General features: G+C 56.5%; 25 protein-coding genes and 1 riboswitch. Of the genes, 16 read left to right on the top strand and 9 right to left on the bottom strand.

Annotated elements, in window-relative coordinates:
• Window positions 1–3: 3 nt before the first annotated feature.
• Window positions 4–214: riboswitch (cobalamin riboswitch) on the top strand.
• Between the two features lie 370 nt (window positions 215–584).
• The 4 genes from ABVF61_RS02310 (at window position 585) to ABVF61_RS02295 (ending at window position 3796) form a co-directional block, all read left to right on the top strand.
• Entirely contained in the window at window positions 585–989 is a 405-nt protein-coding gene (locus tag ABVF61_RS02310; protein WP_353991910.1) for a DUF1636 family protein, read from the top strand.
• A complete protein-coding gene (locus ABVF61_RS02305; protein WP_353991909.1) occupies window positions 986–1759 on the top strand; it encodes an ABC transporter ATP-binding protein in 774 nt (257 codons plus the stop codon). Before ABVF61_RS02310 ends, ABVF61_RS02305 begins: the two co-directional genes overlap by 4 nt.
• Window positions 1760–1774: 15 nt before the next feature.
• Entirely contained in the window at window positions 1775–2710 is a 936-nt protein-coding gene (locus tag ABVF61_RS02300) for an ABC transporter substrate-binding protein (protein WP_353991908.1), read from the top strand.
• A 120-nt stretch (window positions 2711–2830) separates the two neighbouring features.
• On the top strand, window positions 2831–3796 hold the full coding sequence (locus ABVF61_RS02295) for a FecCD family ABC transporter permease (RefSeq protein ID WP_353993655.1): 966 nt from the start codon (window positions 2831–2833) through the stop codon (window positions 3794–3796).
• Here ABVF61_RS02295 and ABVF61_RS02290 read toward each other — a convergent pair.
• The 3 genes from ABVF61_RS02290 to ABVF61_RS02280 form a co-directional block, all read right to left on the bottom strand.
• Window positions 3793–4053: a hypothetical protein gene (locus ABVF61_RS02290; protein ID WP_353991907.1), complete on the bottom strand. Its 261-nt coding sequence runs from the start codon at window positions 4051–4053 to the stop codon at window positions 3793–3795. The two genes, ABVF61_RS02295 and ABVF61_RS02290, sit on opposite strands and share 4 nt — an antisense overlap.
• A 121-nt stretch (window positions 4054–4174) precedes the next feature.
• A complete protein-coding gene (locus tag ABVF61_RS02285) occupies window positions 4175–5404 on the bottom strand; it encodes an MFS transporter (RefSeq protein ID WP_353991906.1) in 1230 nt (409 codons plus the stop codon).
• 138 nt (window positions 5405–5542) lie between these two features.
• Window positions 5543–6409, bottom strand: a complete 867-nt coding sequence (locus ABVF61_RS02280) for an SDR family oxidoreductase (protein ID WP_353991905.1) — start codon at window positions 6407–6409, stop codon at window positions 5543–5545.
• Window positions 6410–6522: 113 nt separating this feature from the next.
• Here ABVF61_RS02280 and ABVF61_RS02275 point away from each other — a divergent pair, with 113 nt between their 5' ends.
• Entirely contained in the window at window positions 6523–6978 is a 456-nt protein-coding gene (locus ABVF61_RS02275) for a winged helix-turn-helix transcriptional regulator (protein ID WP_502949925.1), read from the top strand.
• 19 nt (window positions 6979–6997) lie between these two features.
• Here the strand turns inward: ABVF61_RS02275 and ABVF61_RS02270 are convergent, their stop codons facing one another.
• Window positions 6998–7813 carry a hypothetical protein gene (locus ABVF61_RS02270; protein WP_353991904.1) on the bottom strand — a complete coding sequence of 272 codons (816 nt, stop codon included), beginning with the start codon at window positions 7811–7813 and terminating at the stop codon, window positions 6998–7000.
• 87 nt (window positions 7814–7900) lie between these two features.
• Entirely contained in the window at window positions 7901–8707 is an 807-nt protein-coding gene (locus ABVF61_RS02265) for a helix-turn-helix domain-containing protein (RefSeq protein ID WP_353991903.1), read from the bottom strand.
• Window positions 8708–8814: 107 nt separating this feature from the next.
• Between ABVF61_RS02265 and ABVF61_RS02260 the strand changes: the two genes are divergently transcribed.
• Window positions 8815–9201 carry an MAPEG family protein gene (locus ABVF61_RS02260; protein WP_353991902.1) on the top strand — a complete coding sequence of 129 codons (387 nt, stop codon included), beginning with the start codon at window positions 8815–8817 and terminating at the stop codon, window positions 9199–9201.
• A gap of 82 nt (window positions 9202–9283) precedes the next feature.
• On the opposite strand, the gene msrB is transcribed toward ABVF61_RS02260, so the two are convergent.
• Together msrB and ABVF61_RS02250 are read right to left on the bottom strand one after the other, a co-directional pair.
• Window positions 9284–9742: a peptide-methionine (R)-S-oxide reductase MsrB gene (msrB, locus tag ABVF61_RS02255; protein ID WP_353991901.1), complete on the bottom strand. Its 459-nt coding sequence runs from the start codon at window positions 9740–9742 to the stop codon at window positions 9284–9286.
• An 81-nt stretch (window positions 9743–9823) separates the two neighbouring features.
• Window positions 9824–10804: a sensor domain-containing diguanylate cyclase gene (locus tag ABVF61_RS02250; protein WP_353991900.1), complete on the bottom strand. Its 981-nt coding sequence runs from the start codon at window positions 10802–10804 to the stop codon at window positions 9824–9826.
• A 427-nt stretch (window positions 10805–11231) separates the two neighbouring features.
• Here ABVF61_RS02250 and ABVF61_RS02245 point away from each other — a divergent pair, with 427 nt between their 5' ends.
• The 8 genes from ABVF61_RS02245 (at window position 11232) to ABVF61_RS02210 (ending at window position 17940) form a co-directional block, all read left to right on the top strand.
• Window positions 11232–13631 (top strand): putative monovalent cation/H+ antiporter subunit A, encoded by a 2400-nt coding sequence (locus ABVF61_RS02245; protein WP_353991899.1) that lies wholly within the window; start codon window positions 11232–11234, stop codon window positions 13629–13631.
• The gene (locus ABVF61_RS02240) at window positions 13631–14050 is read left to right on the top strand and encodes a Na+/H+ antiporter subunit B (protein WP_353991898.1); all 420 of its coding nucleotides are present in this window, start codon (window positions 13631–13633) and stop codon (window positions 14048–14050) included. Before ABVF61_RS02245 ends, ABVF61_RS02240 begins: the two co-directional genes overlap by 1 nt.
• Window positions 14050–14427 (top strand): Na+/H+ antiporter subunit C, encoded by a 378-nt coding sequence (locus ABVF61_RS02235; RefSeq protein ID WP_353991897.1) that lies wholly within the window; start codon window positions 14050–14052, stop codon window positions 14425–14427. Before ABVF61_RS02240 ends, ABVF61_RS02235 begins: the two co-directional genes overlap by 1 nt.
• 5 nt (window positions 14428–14432) lie before the next feature.
• Entirely contained in the window at window positions 14433–16037 is a 1605-nt protein-coding gene (locus ABVF61_RS02230) for a Na+/H+ antiporter subunit D (RefSeq protein ID WP_353991896.1), read from the top strand.
• On the top strand, window positions 16034–16510 hold the full coding sequence (locus ABVF61_RS02225) for a Na+/H+ antiporter subunit E (RefSeq protein ID WP_353991895.1): 477 nt from the start codon (window positions 16034–16036) through the stop codon (window positions 16508–16510). The genes ABVF61_RS02230 and ABVF61_RS02225 overlap by 4 nt, the downstream gene beginning before the upstream one ends.
• Window positions 16507–16863 (top strand): cation:proton antiporter, encoded by a 357-nt coding sequence (locus ABVF61_RS02220; RefSeq protein WP_353991894.1) that lies wholly within the window; start codon window positions 16507–16509, stop codon window positions 16861–16863. Before ABVF61_RS02225 ends, ABVF61_RS02220 begins: the two co-directional genes overlap by 4 nt.
• Complete coding sequence (gene mnhG, locus ABVF61_RS02215) at window positions 16860–17204, top strand: monovalent cation/H(+) antiporter subunit G (RefSeq protein ID WP_299481115.1); 345 nt, start codon at window positions 16860–16862, stop codon at window positions 17202–17204. The genes ABVF61_RS02220 and mnhG overlap by 4 nt, the downstream gene beginning before the upstream one ends.
• 319 nt (window positions 17205–17523) lie before the next feature.
• On the top strand, window positions 17524–17940 hold the full coding sequence (locus tag ABVF61_RS02210) for a Ros/MucR family transcriptional regulator (protein ID WP_353991893.1): 417 nt from the start codon (window positions 17524–17526) through the stop codon (window positions 17938–17940).
• A gap of 66 nt (window positions 17941–18006) precedes the next feature.
• On the opposite strand, the gene ABVF61_RS02205 is transcribed toward ABVF61_RS02210, so the two are convergent.
• The gene (locus tag ABVF61_RS02205) at window positions 18007–18438 is read right to left on the bottom strand and encodes a SufE family protein (RefSeq protein WP_353991892.1); all 432 of its coding nucleotides are present in this window, start codon (window positions 18436–18438) and stop codon (window positions 18007–18009) included.
• 276 nt (window positions 18439–18714) lie between these two features.
• Window positions 18715–19167: a DUF5330 domain-containing protein gene (locus tag ABVF61_RS02200; protein WP_353991891.1), complete on the bottom strand. Its 453-nt coding sequence runs from the start codon at window positions 19165–19167 to the stop codon at window positions 18715–18717.
• 399 nt (window positions 19168–19566) lie between these two features.
• Here ABVF61_RS02200 and ABVF61_RS02195 point away from each other — a divergent pair, with 399 nt between their 5' ends.
• Both ABVF61_RS02195 and ABVF61_RS02190 read left to right on the top strand, forming a co-directional pair.
• Window positions 19567–21237, top strand: coding sequence for an ATP-binding protein (locus ABVF61_RS02195; protein ID WP_353991890.1), 1671 nt, complete (start codon window positions 19567–19569; stop codon window positions 21235–21237).
• 8 nt (window positions 21238–21245) lie between these two features.
• A complete protein-coding gene (locus tag ABVF61_RS02190; RefSeq protein WP_353991889.1) occupies window positions 21246–21995 on the top strand; it encodes a peptidoglycan-binding domain-containing protein in 750 nt (249 codons plus the stop codon).
• The last annotated feature ends 83 nt before the right edge of the window (window positions 21996–22078 follow it).

Genomic DNA, 22078 nt, shown 5'->3' with positions numbered 1-22078 from the left:
ATTTCGTCACACAGATTACATGGTTCCCGTATTCGAAGCCGGATCGGGATTAAAAGGGAACACGGTGCGGCGTAGCCAGAAGGCACCAAATCCGTGACTGCCCCCGCAACTGTGAGCGGCGAGCGAACCTGAAAACACCACTGGGATCTCCCGGGAAGGATCAGGCCAGCTTTGACCCGCAAGTCAGGAGACCTGCCATTTCATCTTCAACTTCAACCCGGACGGGGTGTTCCGGAGGAGCGGGTGACATGGCGATACAGCGACAGCTGACAAAGTTTGACATTCGGTTCTTCAAAGCCCCGTGCATTCGCGGAGGGCGACATGAACCGGACACAGAACGAACCTTCTGAATTCCATCCAACTTCTCTTGCCAGGACAAGCCTGAGTGGACGCGCCGCCAGAGCGATGTGTCCGAATGGATCGAGGTTGCCTATTGCATTGCAAAATGATTGTAATGTAATAACATTACATATGTTGGAATTATGTTCCCCATGTGAGGCTGCGTCGGAGGCGTTTGCAGGCGGAGCAGGAAGAGCATCCTCAGCGACTTCGCAAGGACATCTCAAGACCTCGGGGGACAGCAAATGAGTGGTGAGACCCACAAGATCTTCGTTTGCACCTCCTGTCGTCACAAGGGTACGGATTGCCGGCCGGGATTTGAACTGATCAGCAACCTGCGGGACGCTTTGCAAAAGGCACTGCCGTTGACGGGTCCCGAGTTCGAGGTATCCGGAATAGCCTGTATGGCCGGATGTTCGCGTCCCTGCACGGTGGCTTATCGTGCCAGCGAAAAGGCAACCTACCTGTTCGGTGACATAGATCCGGATACGGACATTGACGACCTCGTTGCCTTCGCTCAGCAATACCGGGATCTTGAAGACGGGTGGTGCAATTCCGGGGAAAGGCCCGGCAAGCTTGCGCACACGGCACTTGCCCGTATTCCAGCAGCGATGATTGTTACCGAACTCAACAAGGCAGGCGTTTCGTGAGCGGCGCGGCTCTTTCCGTCAGAGACGCCGGCTGGCGTGCCGGGCAGGGCGAGACCATCCTGCATCCGGTCAGCTTCGACCTTGCTGCCGGCCAGGTTCTGGGGCTTGCAGGTGCGAACGGTGCAGGAAAATCCACATTGTTGCGTCTGCTATATCGCTTTCACCGACCGAGCACAGGCGCCGTATTTCTGGACGGTGTCGATATCTGGAAGATGTCTGCAAGGTCTGCGGCGAGAAAAGTTGCTGCCGTTCTGCAGGAGCAACCAACCGACTTCGCTTTGAGCGTCGGGGAAATCGTCGCTCTTGGACGACGTCCGCATGGCACCGGTTTTTCCGGAAACGGGGACAGAGACGCGGAGGTCGTGGAAAGCTCACTGGACAGGATGGGGCTTTTGCCGTTGGCATCACGTTCCTTTGGCACTTTGTCGGGCGGTGAAAGACAGCGCGTCATGGTTGCCCGGGCTTTGGCTCAAGAGCCTGAGCTGCTGATCCTGGACGAGCCGACGAACCACCTAGACATCCGTCATCAGCTCGAGATTGTTGCGCTTATCAGCAGCTTGAACATCACAATCGTGACAAGCCTGCACGACCTCAATCTTGCAGGGCGCGTCTGCGACCGTGCCTTGCTGTTGCACCGTGGAAGGGCTGTTGCGTTCGGTGTTCCCGAGGACGTCCTGACGCCGGATCATATCGAAAAGGCCTATTCCGTTAAGGCGCGGCTTGAACAATTCGCTTCGAGCGACCAGCCGCATCTCACCTTTCATCTGTAAACTTCGGAGACTCCCATGAAACGCTTGGCACTCAGTCTGGCCACCATTTTCCTATCCACCGGTGCTATGGCGGAAACAACCGTTCAAAGCTGCGACCGCGAAGTGACATTCGACGCTCCCCCAAAGGCCGCGATTTCGAATGACGTCAACCTCACCGAAATGATGCTCGTGCTCGGGCTGCGGGACCACATGGTCGGATACACGGGTATCTCCGGCTGGAAAACGCTTGATGAGGAAATGCGTGAAGGTGTTGCGGAACTTCCGGAGCTATCCGCAAAATATCCGACCAAGGAAGTTCTGATCGGAGCTGACGCTGATTTCTATTTTGCCGGTTGGAACTATGGCATGAAGGTGGGTGGTGAAGTCACACCGGAAACCCTTGAACCCTTCGGCATCAAAGTCTACGAGCTGACAGAGTCGTGCATCCATATCGGCGACAAGCCCAAGGTTTCGATGGCGGACATGTACAATGACCTGACCAATCTTGGAAAAATCTTCGGGGTCGAAGACACTGCTCTCGACCTGGTTGCCGGCTACAAGGCTGATCTGGAAAATTACAAGTCTACTTTAAAAACTAGCGATAAGCCTCTGAGAGTATTTGTCTACGACAGCGGTGAAGACAGGCCCTTTACGGCTGGTCGCTTCGCAATGCCTACGGCGCTGATCGAGGCCGCGGGCGGCGTCAATGTGCTGGACGATTTTGAAAAGAGCTGGGCCAAAGTCGACTGGGAAACCGTCGTTGAAAAGGATCCGGAGTTCGTCGTGATCGTGAACTACGGCAATGTCACCGCGGAGCAAAAGCGTGACTTCATGAAACAGAACCCGGCGCTCGCGAATATCGATGCGGTCAAGAACGACCGGTTCGTGACCCTCGAATATGTCGAGGCGACCCCTGGTCCGCGCAACATCAAGGCTGTCAAGAAACTCGCGGAAGCCTTCTGGGGAGAATAAGCCTTGTTGCAGCGACCGGCCGAGAAAGCCGTTGAAACGGATCACAAGAGAGCAGTAGAGACATCGAACTGGAAGTTCAGTTTGGTACTGGCAACCGGCGGCGTGGTTCTTCTTGTCTCCATGGTTGTGGCCGTCGCCCTCGGAGCTGTTTCAGTCCCTGCCGGGACGGTCTTCGGCGTCGTTGCAAACAAACTTGTTCCAGGGCTCTTGGAAGTTGACTGGTCGAAGGGCAGGGAGGCGATTGTCTGGGACATTCGCCTTCCGCGCACATTGCTTGCCGGCTTCGTCGGAGCCGGTCTGGCGATCGTTGGTGCCGCTCTTCAATCGGTGACGCGCAACCCACTCGCGGATCCACATCTTCTCGGCATCTCGTCGGGCGGCGCGGCGGGTGCGATTTTTGCCCTCTTGCACACGGGTTTGTTTCTGGGGCTGCTGACCGTGCCACTGCTGGCATTTAGCGGGGCGTTGCTGGCAACGCTCATTGTCCTGGGCGTTACGCATTTTGCATCCGCGACCAGCGCGGACAGGCTTGTACTGGCCGGTGTTGCCGTGTCCTTCATAATAATGTCCTTCGCGAATTTCCTGATTTTCGTGGGGGATCCGCGTGCCGCGCATACCGTTGTATTCTGGATGCTCGGCGGCCTGGGGCTCGCGCAGTGGTCACATCTGTTGTTCCCGCTCGGGGTTCTTTGCTTGACAGTGCCTTACCTTCTGGCGAAAGCCGCCGACCTCAATGCCATGACAATCGGCGACGAGACGGCGTCGACGCTTGGAATTCCTGTTGCCAGGTTCAGATTGGTCGTTTTCGTGGTCTGCGCACTGATTACGGGCGTGATGGTCGCCTTTTCAGGCATGATTGGATTTGTCGGCCTCATGATCCCTCATATTGCCCGCTTTATCGTCGGTGGCAGTTACACCAGGGTTTTGCCGGCCAGCCTGCTGCTGGGAGCGATTTTCCTGATCTGGGCCGATACGCTGGCGCGAACGGTGATGGCGCCGGAAGACATGCCGATCGGCATATTGACCGGTTTTATCGGCGGTGTGTTCTTCATCTTCCTGCTGAGATCACGGGCGCAAAACCGCTAGTTCGATGATCGCGGCGTGTTCATGTAGACAAACACGGTCCAAGACACGCACAGCCGGACGAGCAGGGCAATTGCAGAATAGACCGTCAGCGAAATCGTCGCGGCTCTTTGCAGATCCGTCTCCAGGCTACCTTCGGGGATTGACGCCAAGACATAGAAATAGTCCACCACCAAAAAAGCACACAGTACGCAAGACCATTTCATCGGGAGAAGCATTGCGATAAGTGCAGCAATCGCGATTGCGACTGCAAGGGCCATGAATATCCTCAGTGCCTGATCGACACGTGGAGAAGATCCTGAATGCCTGCGTTCCCGGTGGAGGTCATGTGCAGATAGTGCGCATTTTCAGGCCGAGCTTTTCAGGCAGAGGATTGCCCAGTCAGGACATGGCGAGCCGCGCGCGGCCTCTGAACAGAATGAATAGCATGATCGCCATGTTGAGGAAGTTCCAGGCAATTCCGTTCAAGAAGGCAGCCTGGTAGGACCCTGTCAGATCGTAGATCAGGCCGGACATCCAGCCGCCGAGTGCCATTCCGAGGATTGTCGACATCATCACGAGGCCAACGCGCTGTCCGGCTTCGCGCGCAGGAAGATATTCCCGCACGATAACCGCATAGCTCGGAACGATGCCGCCCTGCGACAGGCCGAAAATCAGGGAAACCAGATAAAGCGAGGCAAGGCCGTTGAACGGAATATAGAGAAACAGCGCTGCGCACTGCAGTACGGATCCAATCAGGAGTGTTCTCACCCCGCCAATCTTGTCGGCCAGGACGCCGGAGACGAGGCGGCTGATCACGCCCATTCCGGTCATCAGAGCGATCATGTCCGCCCCTGGTGCGACGCCGTATCCAAGGTCGACGCAATACGCCACGATATGAACCTGCGGCATCGACATCGCCACGCAACAACTCAGTCCGGCAATGATCAGCAGGGCCTGAAGCGCTGTTGGTGACAACCCGGTTGTGTGTTGTCCGAACCTCTGCGATGCCGTATCGATCGCCAATGCTGCTTCAGGTGGGCGCCGCCGGAGCAGCAATGCAAGCGGAACCATCGTGACCAAGCAAACGGCGGCAATGACAAAATAGGTTTCCCGCCAGTCCGCGCTCTGAAGGTTCCACTGAATGAAGGACGGCCACAGCACACCTGCAAGATAGTTGCCGGATGCGGCACACGCGACTGCGAGACCGCGGCGTTTCAGGAACCAATGCGAAATGTCGGCCACAAGCGGACCGAACGTTGCGGACGTACCCAGACCGATCAACAGTCCCTGTGCGACCGTGAAGAGCAAAATGTTCTGGCTAAGTGCGGCGAGCGAAAATCCTGCTGCCAGGAAAAGCGCGGAGGCAATGACCGGCGGGACAATGCCGTATCTGTCGACAAAGCGACCCAGGATGAAATTGCCGATGGCAAAGCCCGCCATTGTTGCTGTGTAGGGCAGGGAAGCGCCGGCCCTGTCGACGCCGAAATCCGTCTGTACATCCGGCAGCACGATGACGACCACCCACATACCCGCACCGCCGATGGTGCTGAGCAGGATTGAAATTGCCAGCCGGAACCAGGCGTAGGGGCCATCCTGAGCGTAAAGATCGGGAGTATCCGTTTGGGACATGGTCGGCTTTCGGTCGGAGTGCTGAATTCTGCCTATCAGGTTCAGCAAATCCGGGCCAACAAATATCCTTGAAGTGATTAAGCAGTTTCTTGAATGGGTTCCGGAAGGAGCGCCTCCGAAACCCGTTTACGGCTATGCTCAGCCGGTGGCTTTGGAGCCGCCCAGGATTTCACTGACAAGATCCGCCAGTGTTCTTGTCGGGCGGCTGATGATGCCGTTCAGTGCTGACGAGCTGTTGAAGAGTTCGCCTTGAGCGGCGCCGCGGTCGGCGTCCGCTATCGCCTTTGCAATCCCTTCGGGCAATCCTGCCCCGGTCAGCACGCCCGCGTAGTCTTCCTCTGCCAGGTTCTGAGAAGGGATGTGTCTGCCGGCTTGCCGCGAGATCTCCTCGGCAATATCGGCGAGGCTGATCGCCTGGTCGCCTGCAAGTTCCAGTGCTCGGGTCGAAAGGTCGTCGCCGGAGACAATGCGGGCGGCCGCTTCTGCGTAATCGTCACGACCGGCTATGGACGTTTTGCCGTCACCGCTTGCCCCGACCACGGCACCATGTTCAAGTGCGGCGGCAACAGTTCCGGCATAGTTTTCCACGTACCACCCGTTTCGCAGAATGGCGTGCGGGATGCCGCTCTCGGAGAGCATTTTTTCTGTCTCGATGTGTTCGGCGCCCAGTACGAGAGTCGAATGCGGGACATTCAAGAGGCTTGTGTATGTTATGAAGCTAACGCCCGCACTCTTCGCAGCCTCAATGACGGCGTTGTGCTGCGCGACACGCTTGCCGACCTCAGAACCAGATATCAGCAACAACCGGGACACGCCTTCCAGCGCGGCCGGAAGGCTCTCCGGGTCATCATAGTCGAACCTGGCAAGTGTGACCTTATCGGAAGCAAGATCCTGTGCCTTTTCCGGTGAGCGCACCAGTGCCCTGACCGGCATGTCAGTGATGTTCGACAGGTGTTCCAAAACCAGCCGTCCCAACTGACCGTTGGCGCCCGTAACTGCAATCATGACAATTCTCCTCATTTCGTCTCGGGATATCGTGCTCGAATGCAGTCCATGTAGACCCGTAACTTACTTTTTGTTAGTACATACAAAAAGGTTAGTTTTGGGATTTGACGGTCATGAGTGAAAAAAGTGAGTCCGGCCGGACGACTAGCTGCTCGCAATCACGAGATGCCGCAGCCGGGCAGGGTGTTGCACTGTCGGAGATGATGCGGCGTGGTGAGCTCTTCAATCAGAATTGCCCTTCACGCGAAATCCTGAAACATTTGACGAGCCGCTGGGGCGTGCTGGTTCTCATCGCGCTGCTGGATCGCGACCACCGGTTTTCCGAACTTCGGCGAACGGTAGGAGGCGTCAGCGAAAAGATGCTGTCGCAAACCCTGCAAACACTGGAGGCAGACGGATTTGTCAGCCGGTTTTCGCGTCCGGTCGTGCCACCGCATGTGGACTACAGCCTGACACCTATTGGGCGTGAGGTTGCCCTTCAGGTCCGGCAAATCGCCGATTGGATCGAAGTGAATATCGGGCGCATTCTCGCTTCAAGGAAAGATTCCGACGCGCCCATGAAAAATTGACCCCGGCCACGAGCCAGGATCAGGTTCCGGCGCAGACCTCGACTGACTTGCCGGTCTCAAGGACCATTTGAACACACTTCGCATTCGAGCCGGGAGCAGGCCGTTTACTTGTCTTGATCGCGGCAGGGAATGTTTCCGCATGTAACTCGACAGCGCGACCCTCTCGAATACCGATGATCCGAAGCTTAGCGCGATTGTTTGCCGGGACAGCGATGTCGGGGCGTCCGTTACCGTCATAGTCGATATCGGCTGTCAGTTCCTGTTCGCGCGCGCCGATCCTGTGATTTGAAAATCCCCGGATCGAGGCTACTGGCGCAAGTCTGTTTCCGCGCCATTCAACGAAGTGCAGCGTTCCGCCGATATGGGGCGTTTCCACGTAAGCTATTTGCGGTTTGCCGCGGCCAGCGTAGTCGGCAATACCGGCAATATTGAGCCATCGGTTCGGGGTTCCGATCGCTGGCGTTGAGGCGAGCTCAACCAGTTTACCACCTCGAAGTCCGAAAAGCGCAACACTCGCGCCGGCGTTCAAATACGCACGGATTGTGACCACTTCGAAACGGCCATCGTTGTCGAGGTCAACGATCCGCGGTGTCCGGTCTTCAAAAACTTCGCTGTCCGGCAATGTCAGTGTGTAGGTGTCGCCATTGCGGGTCGCGACATGAAGGGATCCCGCTTCAATCGCGTCACCCAGAATACCGTGCCCATATCTTCGGGTCGGTGAGCCGTACCAGGCAGCCACCGCGTCAGGCTTGCCTGGCTTGTAAACAGCAAAACTTCCGTCAGGCAGACCGCCGTCGGGCTGCGCGCGACCACCGGCCCAAACTTTGTCGGGCACGTCTGCCGCCGCTGCCGGAGGTGCAAGCAGCGCAAACACTAAAACGAGGCAAACGTGAAAGACTGATTGTGCTTGCAAGGCTGTTTCCTATTCCGCAGCGTTCATATCGGGAGACAATCTGGAAGCTGCGTGAAGGCAGTCTTCGGTTTCAGCGTCCATTGGCACCATGAGTTCGATGGTCATTCCTTCAACAACCGCATCTTGAACGGAAGCGAGCTGTCCAAGCAATGAAGTGAGCCTCAACCGCTTTCCGTCCGGCCCGAGGACCTCGACAGGGACAAAGACGGGTACGTCCTCACGGAAGGTTTCGTCCAATCCGTCGAGTATTCCACTGCTATGGGCCTGTTCGAGCAGGTCGGCGAGGTCCGGATCGTGCGCCGCTTCCCGGTAGAGCCTGGCAGCGAAGATTGGAGCTGCTTCCTTCCAGTTGAGGATGCGCTCACGGAACGCCTGTGACAGAAAGATCCGAAACAGGTTCGCAGGTTCGTTTTGCGGACCGATGATGCCTGCCACGAATATCCGTCCCGGACCATTGCTGCGCAGGATCGTCCAGCGTTTGTCGAGCACGAAAGCCGGGAAGGGCCAGTTGGCCAGAAGACGCGTTTCAATAAGGTTCAATGCGTCCTGAACGTCACGCGAGTCCTCCGCCCGGTATTTGTAGGGGCCAGCAAAACCGGCCGTCTCATAAAGCACCTGACTTCTGCTGACGGGCAGCGCCAGTTCCCGTTCAATCCGTTGCAGCATAAAACGGCTGGGTTGCGCCCTGCCGGTTTCAAGGAAGGAAATATGGCGTTGGGTCGACCCGATGCGACCAGCCAGGTCCGCCTGACTAAGCCCGCGCTCGGCTCGAAGTGATTTCAAAGATTTTCCGAATGCCGAGCCGTATGCGTTCATGGGCGATCCGTGCTGATTTTCTATTCCCTGCAAGGGAATTGCTGCTGTTGCCGAAAAACTTAGGCTGCCGGTGACGTTCATTCAACACACGAACGCTGGAGCAATCGATGACTACATGGATCCTCGCCGTTCTGGTCCTTTATCTGTGCCAGATCTACTTCACTGCAATTTTGTACGTTCCAAGCGTTGGGCTGCTGCGTTTGGCGGGCGGCAGAGATGGACTGCCCGAAAAAGGAAAACTCTCGGCTCGGGCAGATCGGGCGCTCCTAAATCTCAAGGAAAACATGCCGCTGTTTCTGGTGCCGGCGCTTCTTGTCTATGTGGTGCCCAACGCGAATGCGGGTCTGGCCATCCTCGGTGCTCAAGTCTTTTTCTGGGCGCGTCTGGCGTATATCCCGTCCTATATGTCCGGTATTCCCGGACCACGATCAATCGCTTATGGCGCCGGACTTGCCGGCAACCTGATGATTGTTGCAGCCCTTTTTACCGGGTGAGCCGCCGCTATCGCTTTCGGACTGAGCTTGATTTTCCGGCCGGAAGGCATCTGGCCGAACCGAGAATCCCGATGGCTCCCGATCAGCTGTTTTCGTTCTGCTTTGCCGGTGGCCGGCCTCCATGAACGAAATTCATCGCATGACCGTTCAGGCAGTAGCGCAATCCCGTGGGAGCCGGGCCGTCCGGGAACACATGGCCAAGATGAGCATCACATTGACGGCACCGGATTTCAGTGCGGATCATGCCGTGAGACTTGTCCTCCAGCTCCCGGATTGCGTTTGGATGGACCGATTCAAAGAAGCTCGGCCAGCCACACCCGGCGTCAAACTTCGTGTCCGACATGAAGAGCGGCGCATCACAGCAGACGCAGTCATATCGGCCGACGAGCTTGTTGTCCCAATGCGGGCCAGTAAAGGGGCGCTCCGTACCGGACTGACGGGTGACATAGAATTGCTCAGCCGTCAGCTGGCTCATCCACTCGGCTGTTGTCTTTTTCACCTTGGGCGTTTCGTCGTCCATTTGGGTGATTTGATCGCTCATCGTGAACTTCCTGATTTCTTTTTCCCGCGAAAAGATAGAGTGTTTCGGTACAAGCTCAAGCTGGGGTTGATCACCAGTGTGTCAGCGCGTCAGGGTCTTCATAACCGTTTTCACCCTGTTGCCACCTTCCTGCCGGGCCTGGAAAACGCAGCTCTCGGCGGCAGACAGCAAAAACTCAGAACTCTCCGATACGCCGGTTTGTTCAGCAACCGCGCAGACCGCCCCGACCGAAGCAGTGACAATGCCGTCGCCGCCTGACGCGTTGTCGGGGTTCGGGATCCCAAGATCCTGAATGGCGATATGGATATAGGCGCTGATGGTTTCAGCTCCCATCTCGTGGGTCCTTGGCAGTAGAAGCGAAAACTCGGACGAAGCGGTTCTGGCGGCGATATCCGCCGGTCGCCTGGCGGTTTCCTTCAGCATGGCGGCAACTTTGGTGAGGCAGTCCTCCGCGGCGCCCGGTCCGAAGTTTTCCGTCAACGCTTCAAAACGGTCCAACGTGACCTTAATCAGGCTGGTGTGCGTCTTCTCCCGAAGTGCGATGGCCCATTCGCGTTTCAGATTGTCTTCGAAGGCGCGACGATTGTAGAGCCCTGTCAACGGGTCGCTCTGTGAAGCCGCCTCAAGCAAGCTTTCCAGCTCGCGCTGCTTTGCAATGCTCCGGCAAAAAATCGTGAAATTGCAAGGTGCGCCGTTGCTGTCTTGCTGCAGATGCACCGAGACGTCGAGCCAAATGAGCGGCCCATACGCGGATCTCAATTGCAGCTCTGCGTTTGACGGGCAGTCTTCCGGATTTCCGCTCCCGGAAAGTATGCGGTGGAGGGCATGGGCATCTTTGTCCGGCGTATCGATATAAACAAGGTCACTCAGATGACCCTTGAGATCTTCAGCAGACCAGCCAAACAGTTTTTCCGCAGCTGGAGAAATAAACAGGGGTGTTCCGTCGAGGGACAGTTGTATCACTGCGTCCCTGCTTAGTTTTACGATAGCTTCAAAGTCGATTTCGGGCGTTTTCTGCTGAGGAATTTCGGATGAATTTTTATTTTTGCTTTCCAACGCCATACTTGCCTCGCTCGGCATTCCGGTCACAACGCCACGTCCAGAGCTACGCCATACCAAAACTGAACGGTATTTGGACTTTGAAATCAAGTGGCTTGCGGCAGAACCTGGCCCTGCAAAACCGGATTAGAGCGCTGATGCCCGTCAATTTGAATATTCTCGGCACATCGGAGCCCGTCTTGAAGCCACTCGGTAATCATTGAATTTGAGACTTTTTGCAGTGGTGAAGGGCAAGTTTCTCGTGAAAGCGCTTTTACGCATACGCTAACGGTATAACTTGCGAAAAAACATGCCGGTAATCCTTGAAGACGGTCACTCATGTCCCTAAGACATGTCATAAATCTTCCGGCCCGCTATTATTCTGCGAAAAGGTGTTGATTCGAGCGACTTGGCACCGGTCGTTTTACGCAAAACGTGACGAAAGATCAGTATGACGCCCGCAGTGATCGACGACACTACTTTATACGCCGTACTGGCACCCTTTGCCGCAGCAGTGGTCGCGCCGTTTCTGACGCGTTGGTTCAAGCACAACGCCGCATGGCCGCTTGCCCTTGTTCCGGCCCTGATTTTCGCGCATTTCGCAGGGTTCATCGGTCCCGTCTCCGAAGGCCAGACATTCGTCGCGGCAAAGGCGTGGGCTCCGAGCTACGGCGTGAATTTTTCGGTCTATGTCGACGGCCTGTCAACGCTCTTCGGGCTTTTAATTTCCGGGATCGGCACATTCATCATTCTGTATGCGGGTGGCTATCTCAAGGGACATCCGCAACAGGGGCGGTTCTTTTCGTTCCTCTTCCTCTTTATGGGCGCGATGCTGGGGCTTGTGCTCGGCAACAACCTGATTTCGCTGTTTATTTTCTGGGAGTTGACGTCGATCACGTCCTTCCTGCTGATCGGGTTCGACCATCTGCGCGCCGCATCGAGACGCGCTGCCATTCAGGCGCTTGTCGTGACCGGCGGTGGTGGGCTGGTGCTGCTGGCCGGGTTTATCCTGATCATCGCCACGACAGGCGAAATCGAGATGTCTGTTCTTCTGTCGTCGCCGGACATCATCAAGGACAGCGGCCTCTATCTGCCGATTTTCCTGCTGGTACTTGGCGGCGCGTTTACGAAATCGGCGCAGTTTCCGTTTCACTTCTGGCTTCCGAACGCCATGGAAGCTCCGACGCCCGTTTCGGCCTATCTGCACTCAGCAACCATGGTCAAAGCGGGTGTATATCTTTTGATGCGCATGCATCCGCTTCTTGGAGGTACCGAACTCTGGACGACGGTACTGCCGTTGTTTGGCGGCGTGACGCTCCTGGTCGGGACAATTCTGGCTGTCCGCCAGACAGACTTGAAGCTGATGCTTGCCTACACAACCGTGGCCTCGCTCGGTCTGCTTGTCATGCTGACCGGCACAAGCCACGAAAAGGCACTCGAAGGTGCGGTTCTTTATCTGCTGGCCCATTCACTCTTCAAGGGTGCGCTCTTCATGGTCGCCGGAACGATCGACCACGAAGCCGGAACCCGGGATATCACCAAACTCGGTGGGCTCAGAGGAGCAATGCCGCTTACCTTCGCCGCTGCATGCCTGGCCGGATTGTCCATGGCCGGACTGCCGCCCTTTATCGGCTTCATAGCCAAGGAAATTCTCTACTACGGCACGTCGAATATCCAGGACCTGGGCCAGCTTGGCGTGATGATCACGATTGTCGCGGTCATCGGCAACGCGCTGATGCTGGTCATCGCTGCAGCAGTTGCGATAAAGCCGTTCTTTGGTCCTCAGGTCGAAACGTCCAAACATGCGCATGAAGGGCCGGTTCTCCTGATTGCAGGGCCGGTGATGCTCTCAGTGATCGGCATTATTATGGGACTTACCGCCCATACGACGGGCGTGCTTTTCGTGGGCCCGACGCTGTCGTCGCTCCTGGGTGAATTCACGCAGCTCGATCTTCATCTGATCCCGACAAAGTTCAATGCCCCGGTGATCCTGTCTTTCATCACCGTCGGTCTTGGCATCGCGCTCTTTACGCAGATCGACAGGTTGCGCGAAATGATCGCCGGCGTGCTCAGGGCGATCGGATGGGGCCCGGACAAGGGGTTCGACCAGTTTATCAGTGGCATCGTGTCATTCGCCGCGTGGCTGACACGCCTCGTTCAGACCGGGAAGATGCAGACCTACATGCTGCTGACATTCGTGTTCACAGCTATCGCCGTCCTGCTGCCGGGCTTCCTGACCAGCAGTTTTCCGGCGATGCCGAAGCTGCCGGACTACCGGTTCTATGAGTGGGGCATCTTGCTGATCGCGGTGCTTGGTCTGATCGCCGTTCTGATCGCCCGGACACGCCTGACGGCGATTGTTTCGCTGGGTATTCAGGGCTTTGCGGTTGCGCTGATCTTCATGATGTTCGGCGCACCCGATCTCTCCTTCACGCAATTCATGGTCGAGACGCTGTCCGTTGTCATTCTTGCCTTGGTTATGACGCGCCTGAACCTTTCTCCGCGAGATCATCGCTCGCTGCCGGCGAGACTTGTCACCGGGGTTGTTGCTGTGGCCGTGGGTCTTGGATTGACGCTCACGCTACTGGCGATCACTCAGCAGCCATTTGACCGGACGCTTTCGGACTTCTTCACGGAGTTCAGCCGGTCCATCGCGCATGGACGCAATATCGTGAACGTCATTCTCGTCGACTTCCGCGGCTTTGATACGCTCGGCGAGATCGCGGTCGTCGTACTTGCCGGGTTGTGTGTGCTGGCGCTGATCAGGATCCGGACCAGACCCGATCAGGACGAGGAGCCTGAACCGCAGAACGCGCAGACGGCCGCGAAACAAACGGCGGAGGCTCGCTGATGCGTACGGTTATTTTCCGAACGATTGCGCCATATCTGGCCGCTCTCATGGTTCTGTTTTCGATTTTCGTGCTGCTGCGCGGACACAATGAACCAGGCGGCGGATTCATCGGTGGCCTGATTGCAGCTTCAGCACTGGCGATTTACGGGATCGCCTGCGGTGTCGCGTCGGTGCGGCGGGCCATTGTGTTCCATCCGATGGGAATATCCGGATTTGGCCTGTTCATCGGGGCGTTGGCCGGGGTGCTTTCCTTATTCAAGGGGCAGGCCTTCATGACCAGCCAGTGGCTCATCTTCGATTTCTCCGGTGTCGAGGTCGCATTGTCGACGCCCTTGGTGTTCGACATCGGCGTTTATCTCGTTGTGGTCGGTGCTATCGGATCCATCGCCCTTGCGCTTGAAGAAAGGGAGGCGGATTGATGGAAACCGGCGTTTCGATCCTGATCGGCCTGTTTTTTATGGTGGCCGTCTACCTGATGCTTTCAAAGCATCTCGTGCGCATATTGCTGGGGATTGCGATCCTCGGAAACTCGGTGAACATGCTCATTTTCACAAATGGGCGGCTCACACGCGAGATTCCGCCGCTCATCCCGCCCCACCTTTACACACCCGAGACGTTGACGGCCAACCCGCTGCCTCAGGCGCTGGTTCTGACAGCCATCGTGATCTCCTTCTCGTTCTTTGCCTTCCTGCTCGTTCTGGCCTTTCGGGCTTATCAGGAACTCGATACCGACGAGGTCAACAAGATGCGCGTCGCCGAGCCTGAAAACGATCAAACTCCGCCGCAAGGGTATTAAACTGAATGGCCGGTTCTTCTGTTTCCGTCGACTATGCCGACGCCATGATCATGACGCCGATCCCGGCGGGCGACTGGCTGATTGTGGCGCCATCGCTGATCACCATGGTCGGCGGCGCCCTGTGTCTGATGCTGCGCAAGAACACCGACTTGCAGCCCAAGGTCGGCATGGTTCTGCTCGGAGCGCTTGTCGTTGCGAGTCTCGCCCTGCTGATCCGTGTTCTGGATCATGGCGTCATCACCATGGTGATGGGCAACTGGCTGCCACCGTTCGGTATTGCGGTAACTGCGGACGCGCTCGGTGCGACGCTCACTTTCATCGGCTCGGTGGTTGCCTTTTGTGCCGGGCTCTTCGGAATGAAGACCGTCGACAGCTCAGGCCGCCGCTACGGGTTTTATCCCTTCCTGCTTCTGCTGATGACCGGTGTCTGCGGATCGTTCCTGACTGCTGACATCTTCAACCTGTATGTCTGGTTTGAAGTTCTTCTGATTTCGTCCTACGGGTTGCTCATTCTTGGCAATGACCGGATCCAGCTGGATGGAGCGGTGAAATACGGGGTCCTCAATCTCGTTGGAACGAACCTTTTCCTGATCGCCACTGGCCTGGTCTACGGAATATTCGGCACGCTGAACATGGCCGATATCGCCGTCAAGGTTGCGGCAATGGAGAACCCGGCTTCCGGGACGCTGGCAACCGTCGCCGCGCTCTATTTTCTCGCATTTGCGATGAAGGCTGCGGCCTTTCCGGTCAATTTCTGGCTGCCCGCGTCCTACCACACGCCGAATATCGTTGTTTCGGCCGTGTTTGCAGGGCTCCTGACCAAAGTCGGGGTCTATGCACTGATCCGGATTTTTGTTCTCATCCTGCCAGCGTCACTCGACTTTATGGCAGACGTTATCGGTCTTGTTGCGATCGTGACCCTCATGACAGGTGCTCTGGGTGCACTGGCGCAGACCGAAATCAGGCGGCTGCTGGGATATCTGGTCATTGCCGGCATCGGGTCTATGCTGGCCGGTCTGGCGGTGGCGGCCAATGACGAGAAAGCGGTCCTGGCGATCTCAGGCGCAATCTTTTACGCCGTTCATTCAATCATCGTCATGACCGCGCTTTATATGGCCGCGGGCATCATCAGCATGATGGGTGGCTCTTTCAACCTCAGACAGCTCGGGGGGCTCTATCACAAGAGCGCTGCCTTTGCCGGCGTGTTTCTGGTGTTGGCGTTTGCGGTGTCGGGATTGCCGCCGTTTTCAGGCTTCTGGCCGAAGGTGATGCTTGTTGACGCCGCCTTCGGCGACAATAGGTTCTGGTTGGGAGCCGCGATCCTGGCCAGCGGCTTCTTGACGACATTGGCGATGGGACGCGTGTGGATCTACGCGTTCTGGCGTGGTGGACCGGAAGGAACACCGGACGGGCAAAGCGTTGTGGTGAGCGGTTCGTCACAGGCACAGCTGTCTGGCGGTGCCGTCTGGCTGCCGCTAGGAATTCTTACCGCGCTGGTCGTCTATTTCGGCCTGCAGCCGGAGTGGATGATTGAACTCTCGACACGGGGTGCCAGCGGAGTTGTCGATCCGCTTGGTTACATCCGGTCGGTGCTTGGAGAGCAGGGATGACGAGCCTCTTTCTCATCAACATACTCATGGCTCTCGCATGGGGAGCTGTCACGGGCAGTTTTTCCGAGGTCAATCTTGCCTTCGGCTTCGTACTCGGATCGGGCGCTCTCTATCTGATCCGGGAGCAGGTCGGTACGGCTGAGTATTTCAGCCGTTTTGGCAAAGCGATCGGCCTGGCGCTGACCTTTGTGCGCGAGCTGGTGCTTTCGGCCTGGCGGGTGGCGATGATCGTGCTCAGGCCGAAGATCGAACTGCAGCCGGGCATCATAGCGCTTCCCTTGACAGTCGATACGGATTTTGAAATCACGATGCTCGCCAACCTGATCACCTTGACCCCCGGCACGTTGTCGGTGGACGTATCGGATGATCGCAAGACGCTCTACATCCACTGTATCGATGTGCCCGATCCCCAGGCGACAATCGACGAAATCAAGAATGGATTTGAACGCAAGATCATGGAGGCGTTCAGATGACATCCTTTGATCTGTTTGCGTCCCAGTTTCTCGACGTTGCTGTGAACATTTCGCTCGGCATCCTGTCGGTCGCGTTCGTCGTCATTGTTTACAGGACGGTCAAGGGACCAAGCCTTCCGGACCGCGTGGTCGCGCTCGACATGCTCGTTGCCGTCGGCATCGGCTTTATCGCCGCGATCGGCGTGTCGACCCGGATTTATCTTTACATTGATATTGCGATCACGCTGGGGCTCGTCGGGTTCCTGGCAACGGTCGCGTTCGCGCGATTTATTCTCAATCGCGGCAAGGCCGGCGACGACACGATTATGGAAGAAGTGGAAGAGAGCATCAAACGCAGGGAGGCGGGGCAATGAGCGCTGTCGTCGATATTGTAACCGGCTGCATGCTGATCATCGGAGCATCCTTTGCCTTTGTCGCCTCGCTTGGCCTCGTCAGGCTGAAGGACGTCTACATGCGCACGCATGCGGCGTCCAAGGCGGGGACACTCGGTTCCGGACTGATGCTTTTGGCACTTGCTGTAGAGGCTGGAGACCTTTCCGTCGTCACACGAGCGATCGCCGGTGTTGTCTTCTTCTTGCTCACGGCCCCAATTTCGGCCCATTTATTGGCAAAAGCTGCATACGCGGCGGGATATCGTCCCTGTGCTGATACGAAAATCGATGCTTTGGCCGAAACCATTCGACCAAAGGAGTGAGCTTGTGAGCATAGCAGCTATGCGAAACCCGAAGACTGGCGTAAGGGAATACTATCGGTCCATTGTCTATTTCGATCTTTTCGAAATAGTAGGTATTTATAGAATTTGATTTTTATTGACGAGTTTTGTTTTTTATTTGATTTTCGGGGTTGTATAAGAAGGTTCGCGGCGATATAAGGCTGTGACAATCACCTGCAAAGTAGAATCGCTTTAGATTTTAAATTCCGTAAGTAACGTGATTTTTTAGGCGTTTTCGGAACAAATTGTTTGCAGGTTTACAAAGAAGCTTAATTCGAAATTGGAAGAGAACGGGTGAAAAATGACTGATAATCCGGTGGATGCTAACCTGATTGATCTTACTGCGGACATCGTCTCTGCATATGTGAGCAACAATACAGTTGCTTCCACGGATCTGCCGAGCCTGATTAACGAAGTCCACACAGCGCTGCAGAAAACCGCTTCCGCGTCCAGCGAGCCGGAGCCGGAGCCGCTGAAACCTGCTGTGCCGGTTAAGAAGTCGGTCATGCCCGACTACATCATCTGCCTCGAAGACGGCAAGAAGTTCAAGTCGCTCAAGCGGCACCTGCGCACGCACTACAACATGACGCCCGAAGAATACCGCGAGAAGTGGGATCTTGGCGCTGACTATCCGATGGTCGCTCCGAACTACGCGGCCGCGCGGTCAGAGCTTGCCAAGAAAATGGGCCTCGGCCAGCAGCGTAAGCGGTCGAAATAAGAAGTTAATTCTTATCCGGATTACAAGAGCTGCCATATGGCAGCTCTTTTTTTGTCTGAGCTGCGCTCAGGCTGCCGCGAGCGCGCCTTGGGCGTCCGTGCGAATGCGCCCGACCATCGACCTCAGACCATTGGAGCGCTGCGGGGTGAGGTGGTCCTGCAGCCCGAGCTGCGAGAACACGCTCTCAACGTCGGTGTCGAGAATTTCCTGCGCGGACTTGCCGCTGAAAAGCGACGTCACGATGGCTACAAGGCCCTGGACGATCAATGCGTCGCTGTCGCCCTTGAAGCTTAACACGGGTTGTCCGTCCTGGCCGGGGCGGATTGTCGTGATCAGCCAGACCTGCGACACGCAGCCACGCACCTTGTGCTCGTCCGAGCGCTCGGCATCACTGAGTTCCGGCAGTTCTTTGCCCAGATCGATCAGGTATTTGTAACGGTCTTCCCAGTCGTCCAGAAACTCGAATGTCTCCAGGATTTCGCTGATATCGGTGGTCATGGCGCCTGTCTTTGAAGGTCGGATCTGCCTTCATATAGCCCGCATGGCGCAAAGTGCAAATCCGGGATCAAAGAAAGGGAAGGAGCGCAGGAAATCTGCCAAACAGCTTCAAAAGAAAAATACGCCGCAGATGAAATGGGCAGCTTTCCATCTGCGGCGCAGCGGTACGTGCCGCTGAAGTTTAGCCGTCGTTGCCGCGTTTGTGCAGCAGCGCTCTAGCGGGGCGCAAATTGCCATTGGCCGGGTGGCAGCGTTTCCGTCCAGCGGCTTTTTTGCTCAGGTGCTGCGACCTGAGCGTGGCTTGGGCCGCGGAACCGGCCCGCCGGCAGTCTCCAAAACGGAGCCTGGATTCTTAATCGGAACAACGGCAACCGGCCGCACGTCTTCATTGCCCTTCAGCTCAGCACGAACGGGATCGGTCGAACCTGTAACCATGCCATCTTCGGCGGTGTTGTCTGCTATCCGGGTTCCGAAATAGTCGTAGACAATAAGCGCGCCATCGCGTGCACGGCTGCCTATCGCCGTCAAGGCGTTGCCACCGGTTTCGCAGGCTTGAGGATTGCGGCTGCAAAAGCTGCCGATGTCGGAAACGGTCGCCTGGGCGGCCAGGAACGCCGAAACAGGATCAACGGCCACAGTCTGTTCAGGGGTGCTTTTTTCGCCTGAGCCAAGCGGAATCAGTGCGAGCACCAAGGTGAGCCAGAAGGCCGTCCTTAGAAGAAACAACATGATGCTACCCATAGTCTGTTCGAAGTCGCGGGCCGATGACGTGCCGGCTCACTGGTTATGGTCGAACGATAGCGAAGACTTGAAAATGTCCGGTTGCATGGGTCGGCGCAATTTTCATAAAATAAATCAGGTATTTGAAGAAAGTTTTCTGAGAAATTGATTCAAATTTTATCTATCTCCGCACAAGCGCTTGAAATCGGTCTGCAATTGCAGATTTTTTCCCGGTTTGGATTATCCTTTATCGTTCATTAAGCGCTGCCGCCGACAATGTCCTGCAAGAAGCAGTGAGCGTATGTGTCCGTGGAATTCGTGTGGTAATGTAGTTTGCGTAACCCTCTGAAAAAATTGAAATTTTTGAGAGACCTTCTGGCGGACCGAGTCAACGGGATGATTCATCCAATGGCCGCTGCAGATAAATTTCTCGCGCCCTTGCACCGGTCACTGCTGACCAGCTGTTTCCTGAGCGGGTCTGTCGCGCTGATAATCCTGCCGTTACACTTGGCTTTGGTCGGCGCGCCACATGCAGCGACGATCGTGGTGCTGGCATGGATGCTCAGCCAGTGGCCCATTGCCAGTTTCTTGTCACGTGCGGGAAACCTGAACACGGCGATCGCGTTTTCGTCCGGGCTCTTTGCAAGCTTTGTTGCCGTTATCTGCGTGATGACCGGCGGCGATGCGTCCTTTGCTTTGCTTTGGCTACTCATTCCGCCGGTTGAAGCTGCCTTTGCGACTCGGCGAAAGATCACTGTCGGCATAACGCTTTACTGCTGCGGGCTGTTTGCGCTCGTCCAACTCTTTGCCGGACATGTTTCCCAGATCGTCAATCTGCCGCCAGCCGCGCGCATCGCCGCCTCCGTTGCTGCGCTGATCTATACCGGAATGCTGGCTGCCAGGATTGCTCTTGATCGCAGCCGGGCACGAGATGCGGTGTCTGCGGCGCTAGAGAGCCGAGATCGCATTCGCACTAGTGTTTCCGAGGTGCTTTTGGAAATTGGTGCGACTGGGCGGCTGAGCATTCTGGCAGGACCTTTGCGGGAAGTCCTGGGTTTTGCGCCTTCCGGATCTGAAGACGACTGGTTGTTTCAAAGGCTGCATGTGGCAGATCGCCCGCAATATCTGACAAGTCTTGCGGATGTCAGAGCAAGCGAAAAACCAGCCGGCATCAGCGTGCGCCTGAGGACGGGTGCGAACCAGCCGGGCGAGCGCGGAGAAGCGGCCTATCAGGTGTTTGATATTGACTTCAAGCCGGGGCAGGCCGGGCAAACCAATGCCTCCGCCAAACCGGTGATCCTTGCAATTCGACCGTCACAAGATGCGAATGAACTTGAAGGTCACGTGGCGCAAAGGGCTGAACAATTGCGAGGCGGCAATGTTCATTGGAACGTGATCGAGGAAGCGGGGGCGTCAGTCAAGGCGCAGGTTACGGAGATTGTCGATCTGGCCAAGCTGGTTGAAAACCAGGGGAAATCGCTGTCGGCGGGCAGTCTCAGCCAAACGGCAAGGCGCATAAGGTCTGCAGGCGATCAAAGTGCGCAATCCTTAAACGCATTGTTGGATCTGGTTCCGGAGAAACCGGATGGTGCGGATGACAACTTCTGCCGTTTGGATGTTGCGGATTGCCTCAAGCACAGCTGCAATCTCATTCGCCCGCTTGCGGATCGCTTGAATGTTTTGCTTGAGTTGGAGGTTGCTGCAGATCTTGTTGACGTTATGGTCAACAAGAAAAAGTTTCGCCAATCGCTCCATATCATCCTGTCAGAGATGGTGGAAACCGCGGGAGCAGGCGCAGAAGTCCGGGTATTTATTCGACCCGCGACGTCGGGGGTGACCCTGGAACTGACAGCTATAAATCGCCAGGCCAGCGTGTCATGGAGTTCTGAGGCCTCCAGGGCCGTATTCGATCACGCGGCCGGGTTGCTAACGGAAACCGGATCCAGTTTGACTGTCCAGTCGGCGCTTGGTCACGGTGAGACAATCGCCGTGCTCGTTCCGGCGCGCTTTGACAGGTACCCATCAAAAACGGTGTCCGATGTCGAAGCGTCACCCCGGTCTTTTGCGAAAACGGCGTAGGCAAAGGCATGGCACGAGCAAAAGAAAAAAGCAGTCCGCCGAAAACACAAGAGACCCTGATGGCGAGGGCCGGTCACCTTGCGCTTGATAATCCGGTTGCAGCCGGTGGTACGGTTGTCATGGGTCTGACCGCTTGTCTGATTATTGCCAACGCAATCGGTTTACAGCCAGGACGGCATCCGGCACCGTTGTTTGCCACGCGGGATCGCCCGGAAGCATTGCAGATACCCGAACCGGACGGTCGGCGAAGCGGATTGCAGGTTCAGGAGATCTCGACACTTGTGCTGGATCTTCAGATATCCCTTCGGAAAATCGGATTTTATGAAGGTCCGCTAGACGGGCTGAGTGGACCGGCGACGGAACGTGCCATCCGGGCTTTTGAACGGCGTGCCGGACAGGTGGAGACCGGAAAGGCGAATGAAGCCCTTCTGGCATTGATCCTTTTGCATGGCGATGAACCGCAGAGTTCTTTCGTCCCTGTGCCGCGGGCAAAACCGGGAGCGCGCAGCTCACTTTCTGTGGCGCCGCCGCCGCAGCTCGTCAATAGTGTTGATGCCGATCCACGGCTCATGAAAATTCAAAAAGCTCTGTCCGAACTCGGCTACGGACCCTTGAAAGCCGATGGCGTGATGGGAGCCAATACGACGGCGGCAATCAGGCGCTTCGAGCTCGACAGGGGACTGCCGCTGACAGGTGAGCCAGGAGCAAAAACTGTTGAGCGTCTTGAAATGATCAGCGGGAGACGGTTGTCCGGTTGATTGATGAGGCTTTCGGTCTGCCTTATTCCGGCGGACAATGGCAATCCGGCGTTAGGGCCGGAAGCGGCACTATTGGAAAGCTG

It is taken from the genome of Roseibium sp. HPY-6, assembly GCF_040530035.1.
Classification (GTDB): Bacteria; Pseudomonadota; Alphaproteobacteria; order Rhizobiales; family Stappiaceae; genus Roseibium.
Note: the sequence above shows the minus strand (reverse complement) of the source record. Positions and strands in the feature narration are given on the sequence as shown.

Coding starts and splice junctions, on each gene's coding strand:
- ABVF61_RS02310 (WP_353991910.1), top strand. CDS start 585: ATGAGTGGTGAGACCCACAAGATCTTCGTTTGCACCTCCTGTCGTCAC.
- ABVF61_RS02195 (WP_353991890.1), top strand. CDS start 19,567: ATGGCCGCTGCAGATAAATTTCTCGCGCCCTTGCACCGGTCACTGCTG.
- ABVF61_RS02190 (WP_353991889.1), top strand. CDS start 21,246: ATGGCACGAGCAAAAGAAAAAAGCAGTCCGCCGAAAACACAAGAGACC.
- ABVF61_RS02235 (WP_353991897.1), top strand. CDS start 14,050: ATGGAAACCGGCGTTTCGATCCTGATCGGCCTGTTTTTTATGGTGGCC.
- ABVF61_RS02240 (WP_353991898.1), top strand. CDS start 13,631: ATGCGTACGGTTATTTTCCGAACGATTGCGCCATATCTGGCCGCTCTC.
- ABVF61_RS02260 (WP_353991902.1), top strand. CDS start 8,815: ATGACTACATGGATCCTCGCCGTTCTGGTCCTTTATCTGTGCCAGATC.
- ABVF61_RS02285 (WP_353991906.1), bottom strand. CDS start 5,404: ATGTCCCAAACGGATACTCCCGATCTTTACGCTCAGGATGGCCCCTAC.
- ABVF61_RS02205 (WP_353991892.1), bottom strand. CDS start 18,438: ATGACCACCGATATCAGCGAAATCCTGGAGACATTCGAGTTTCTGGAC.
- ABVF61_RS02295 (WP_353993655.1), top strand. CDS start 2,831: ATGGTTGTGGCCGTCGCCCTCGGAGCTGTTTCAGTCCCTGCCGGGACG.
- ABVF61_RS02230 (WP_353991896.1), top strand. CDS start 14,433: ATGGCCGGTTCTTCTGTTTCCGTCGACTATGCCGACGCCATGATCATG.
- ABVF61_RS02280 (WP_353991905.1), bottom strand. CDS start 6,409: ATGATTGCAGTTACGGGCGCCAACGGTCAGTTGGGACGGCTGGTTTTG.
- msrB (WP_353991901.1), bottom strand. CDS start 9,742: ATGAGCGATCAAATCACCCAAATGGACGACGAAACGCCCAAGGTGAAA.
- ABVF61_RS02245 (WP_353991899.1), top strand. CDS start 11,232: ATGACGCCCGCAGTGATCGACGACACTACTTTATACGCCGTACTGGCA.
- ABVF61_RS02220 (WP_353991894.1), top strand. CDS start 16,507: ATGACATCCTTTGATCTGTTTGCGTCCCAGTTTCTCGACGTTGCTGTG.
- ABVF61_RS02265 (WP_353991903.1), bottom strand. CDS start 8,707: ATGAACGCATACGGCTCGGCATTCGGAAAATCTTTGAAATCACTTCGA.
- ABVF61_RS02210 (WP_353991893.1), top strand. CDS start 17,524: ATGACTGATAATCCGGTGGATGCTAACCTGATTGATCTTACTGCGGAC.
- ABVF61_RS02300 (WP_353991908.1), top strand. CDS start 1,775: ATGAAACGCTTGGCACTCAGTCTGGCCACCATTTTCCTATCCACCGGT.
- ABVF61_RS02200 (WP_353991891.1), bottom strand. CDS start 19,167: ATGTTGTTTCTTCTAAGGACGGCCTTCTGGCTCACCTTGGTGCTCGCA.
- ABVF61_RS02225 (WP_353991895.1), top strand. CDS start 16,034: ATGACGAGCCTCTTTCTCATCAACATACTCATGGCTCTCGCATGGGGA.
- ABVF61_RS02275 (WP_502949925.1), top strand. CDS start 6,523: ATGAGTGAAAAAAGTGAGTCCGGCCGGACGACTAGCTGCTCGCAATCA.
- mnhG (WP_299481115.1), top strand. CDS start 16,860: ATGAGCGCTGTCGTCGATATTGTAACCGGCTGCATGCTGATCATCGGA.
- ABVF61_RS02250 (WP_353991900.1), bottom strand. CDS start 10,804: ATGGCGTTGGAAAGCAAAAATAAAAATTCATCCGAAATTCCTCAGCAG.
- ABVF61_RS02290 (WP_353991907.1), bottom strand. CDS start 4,053: ATGGCCCTTGCAGTCGCAATCGCGATTGCTGCACTTATCGCAATGCTT.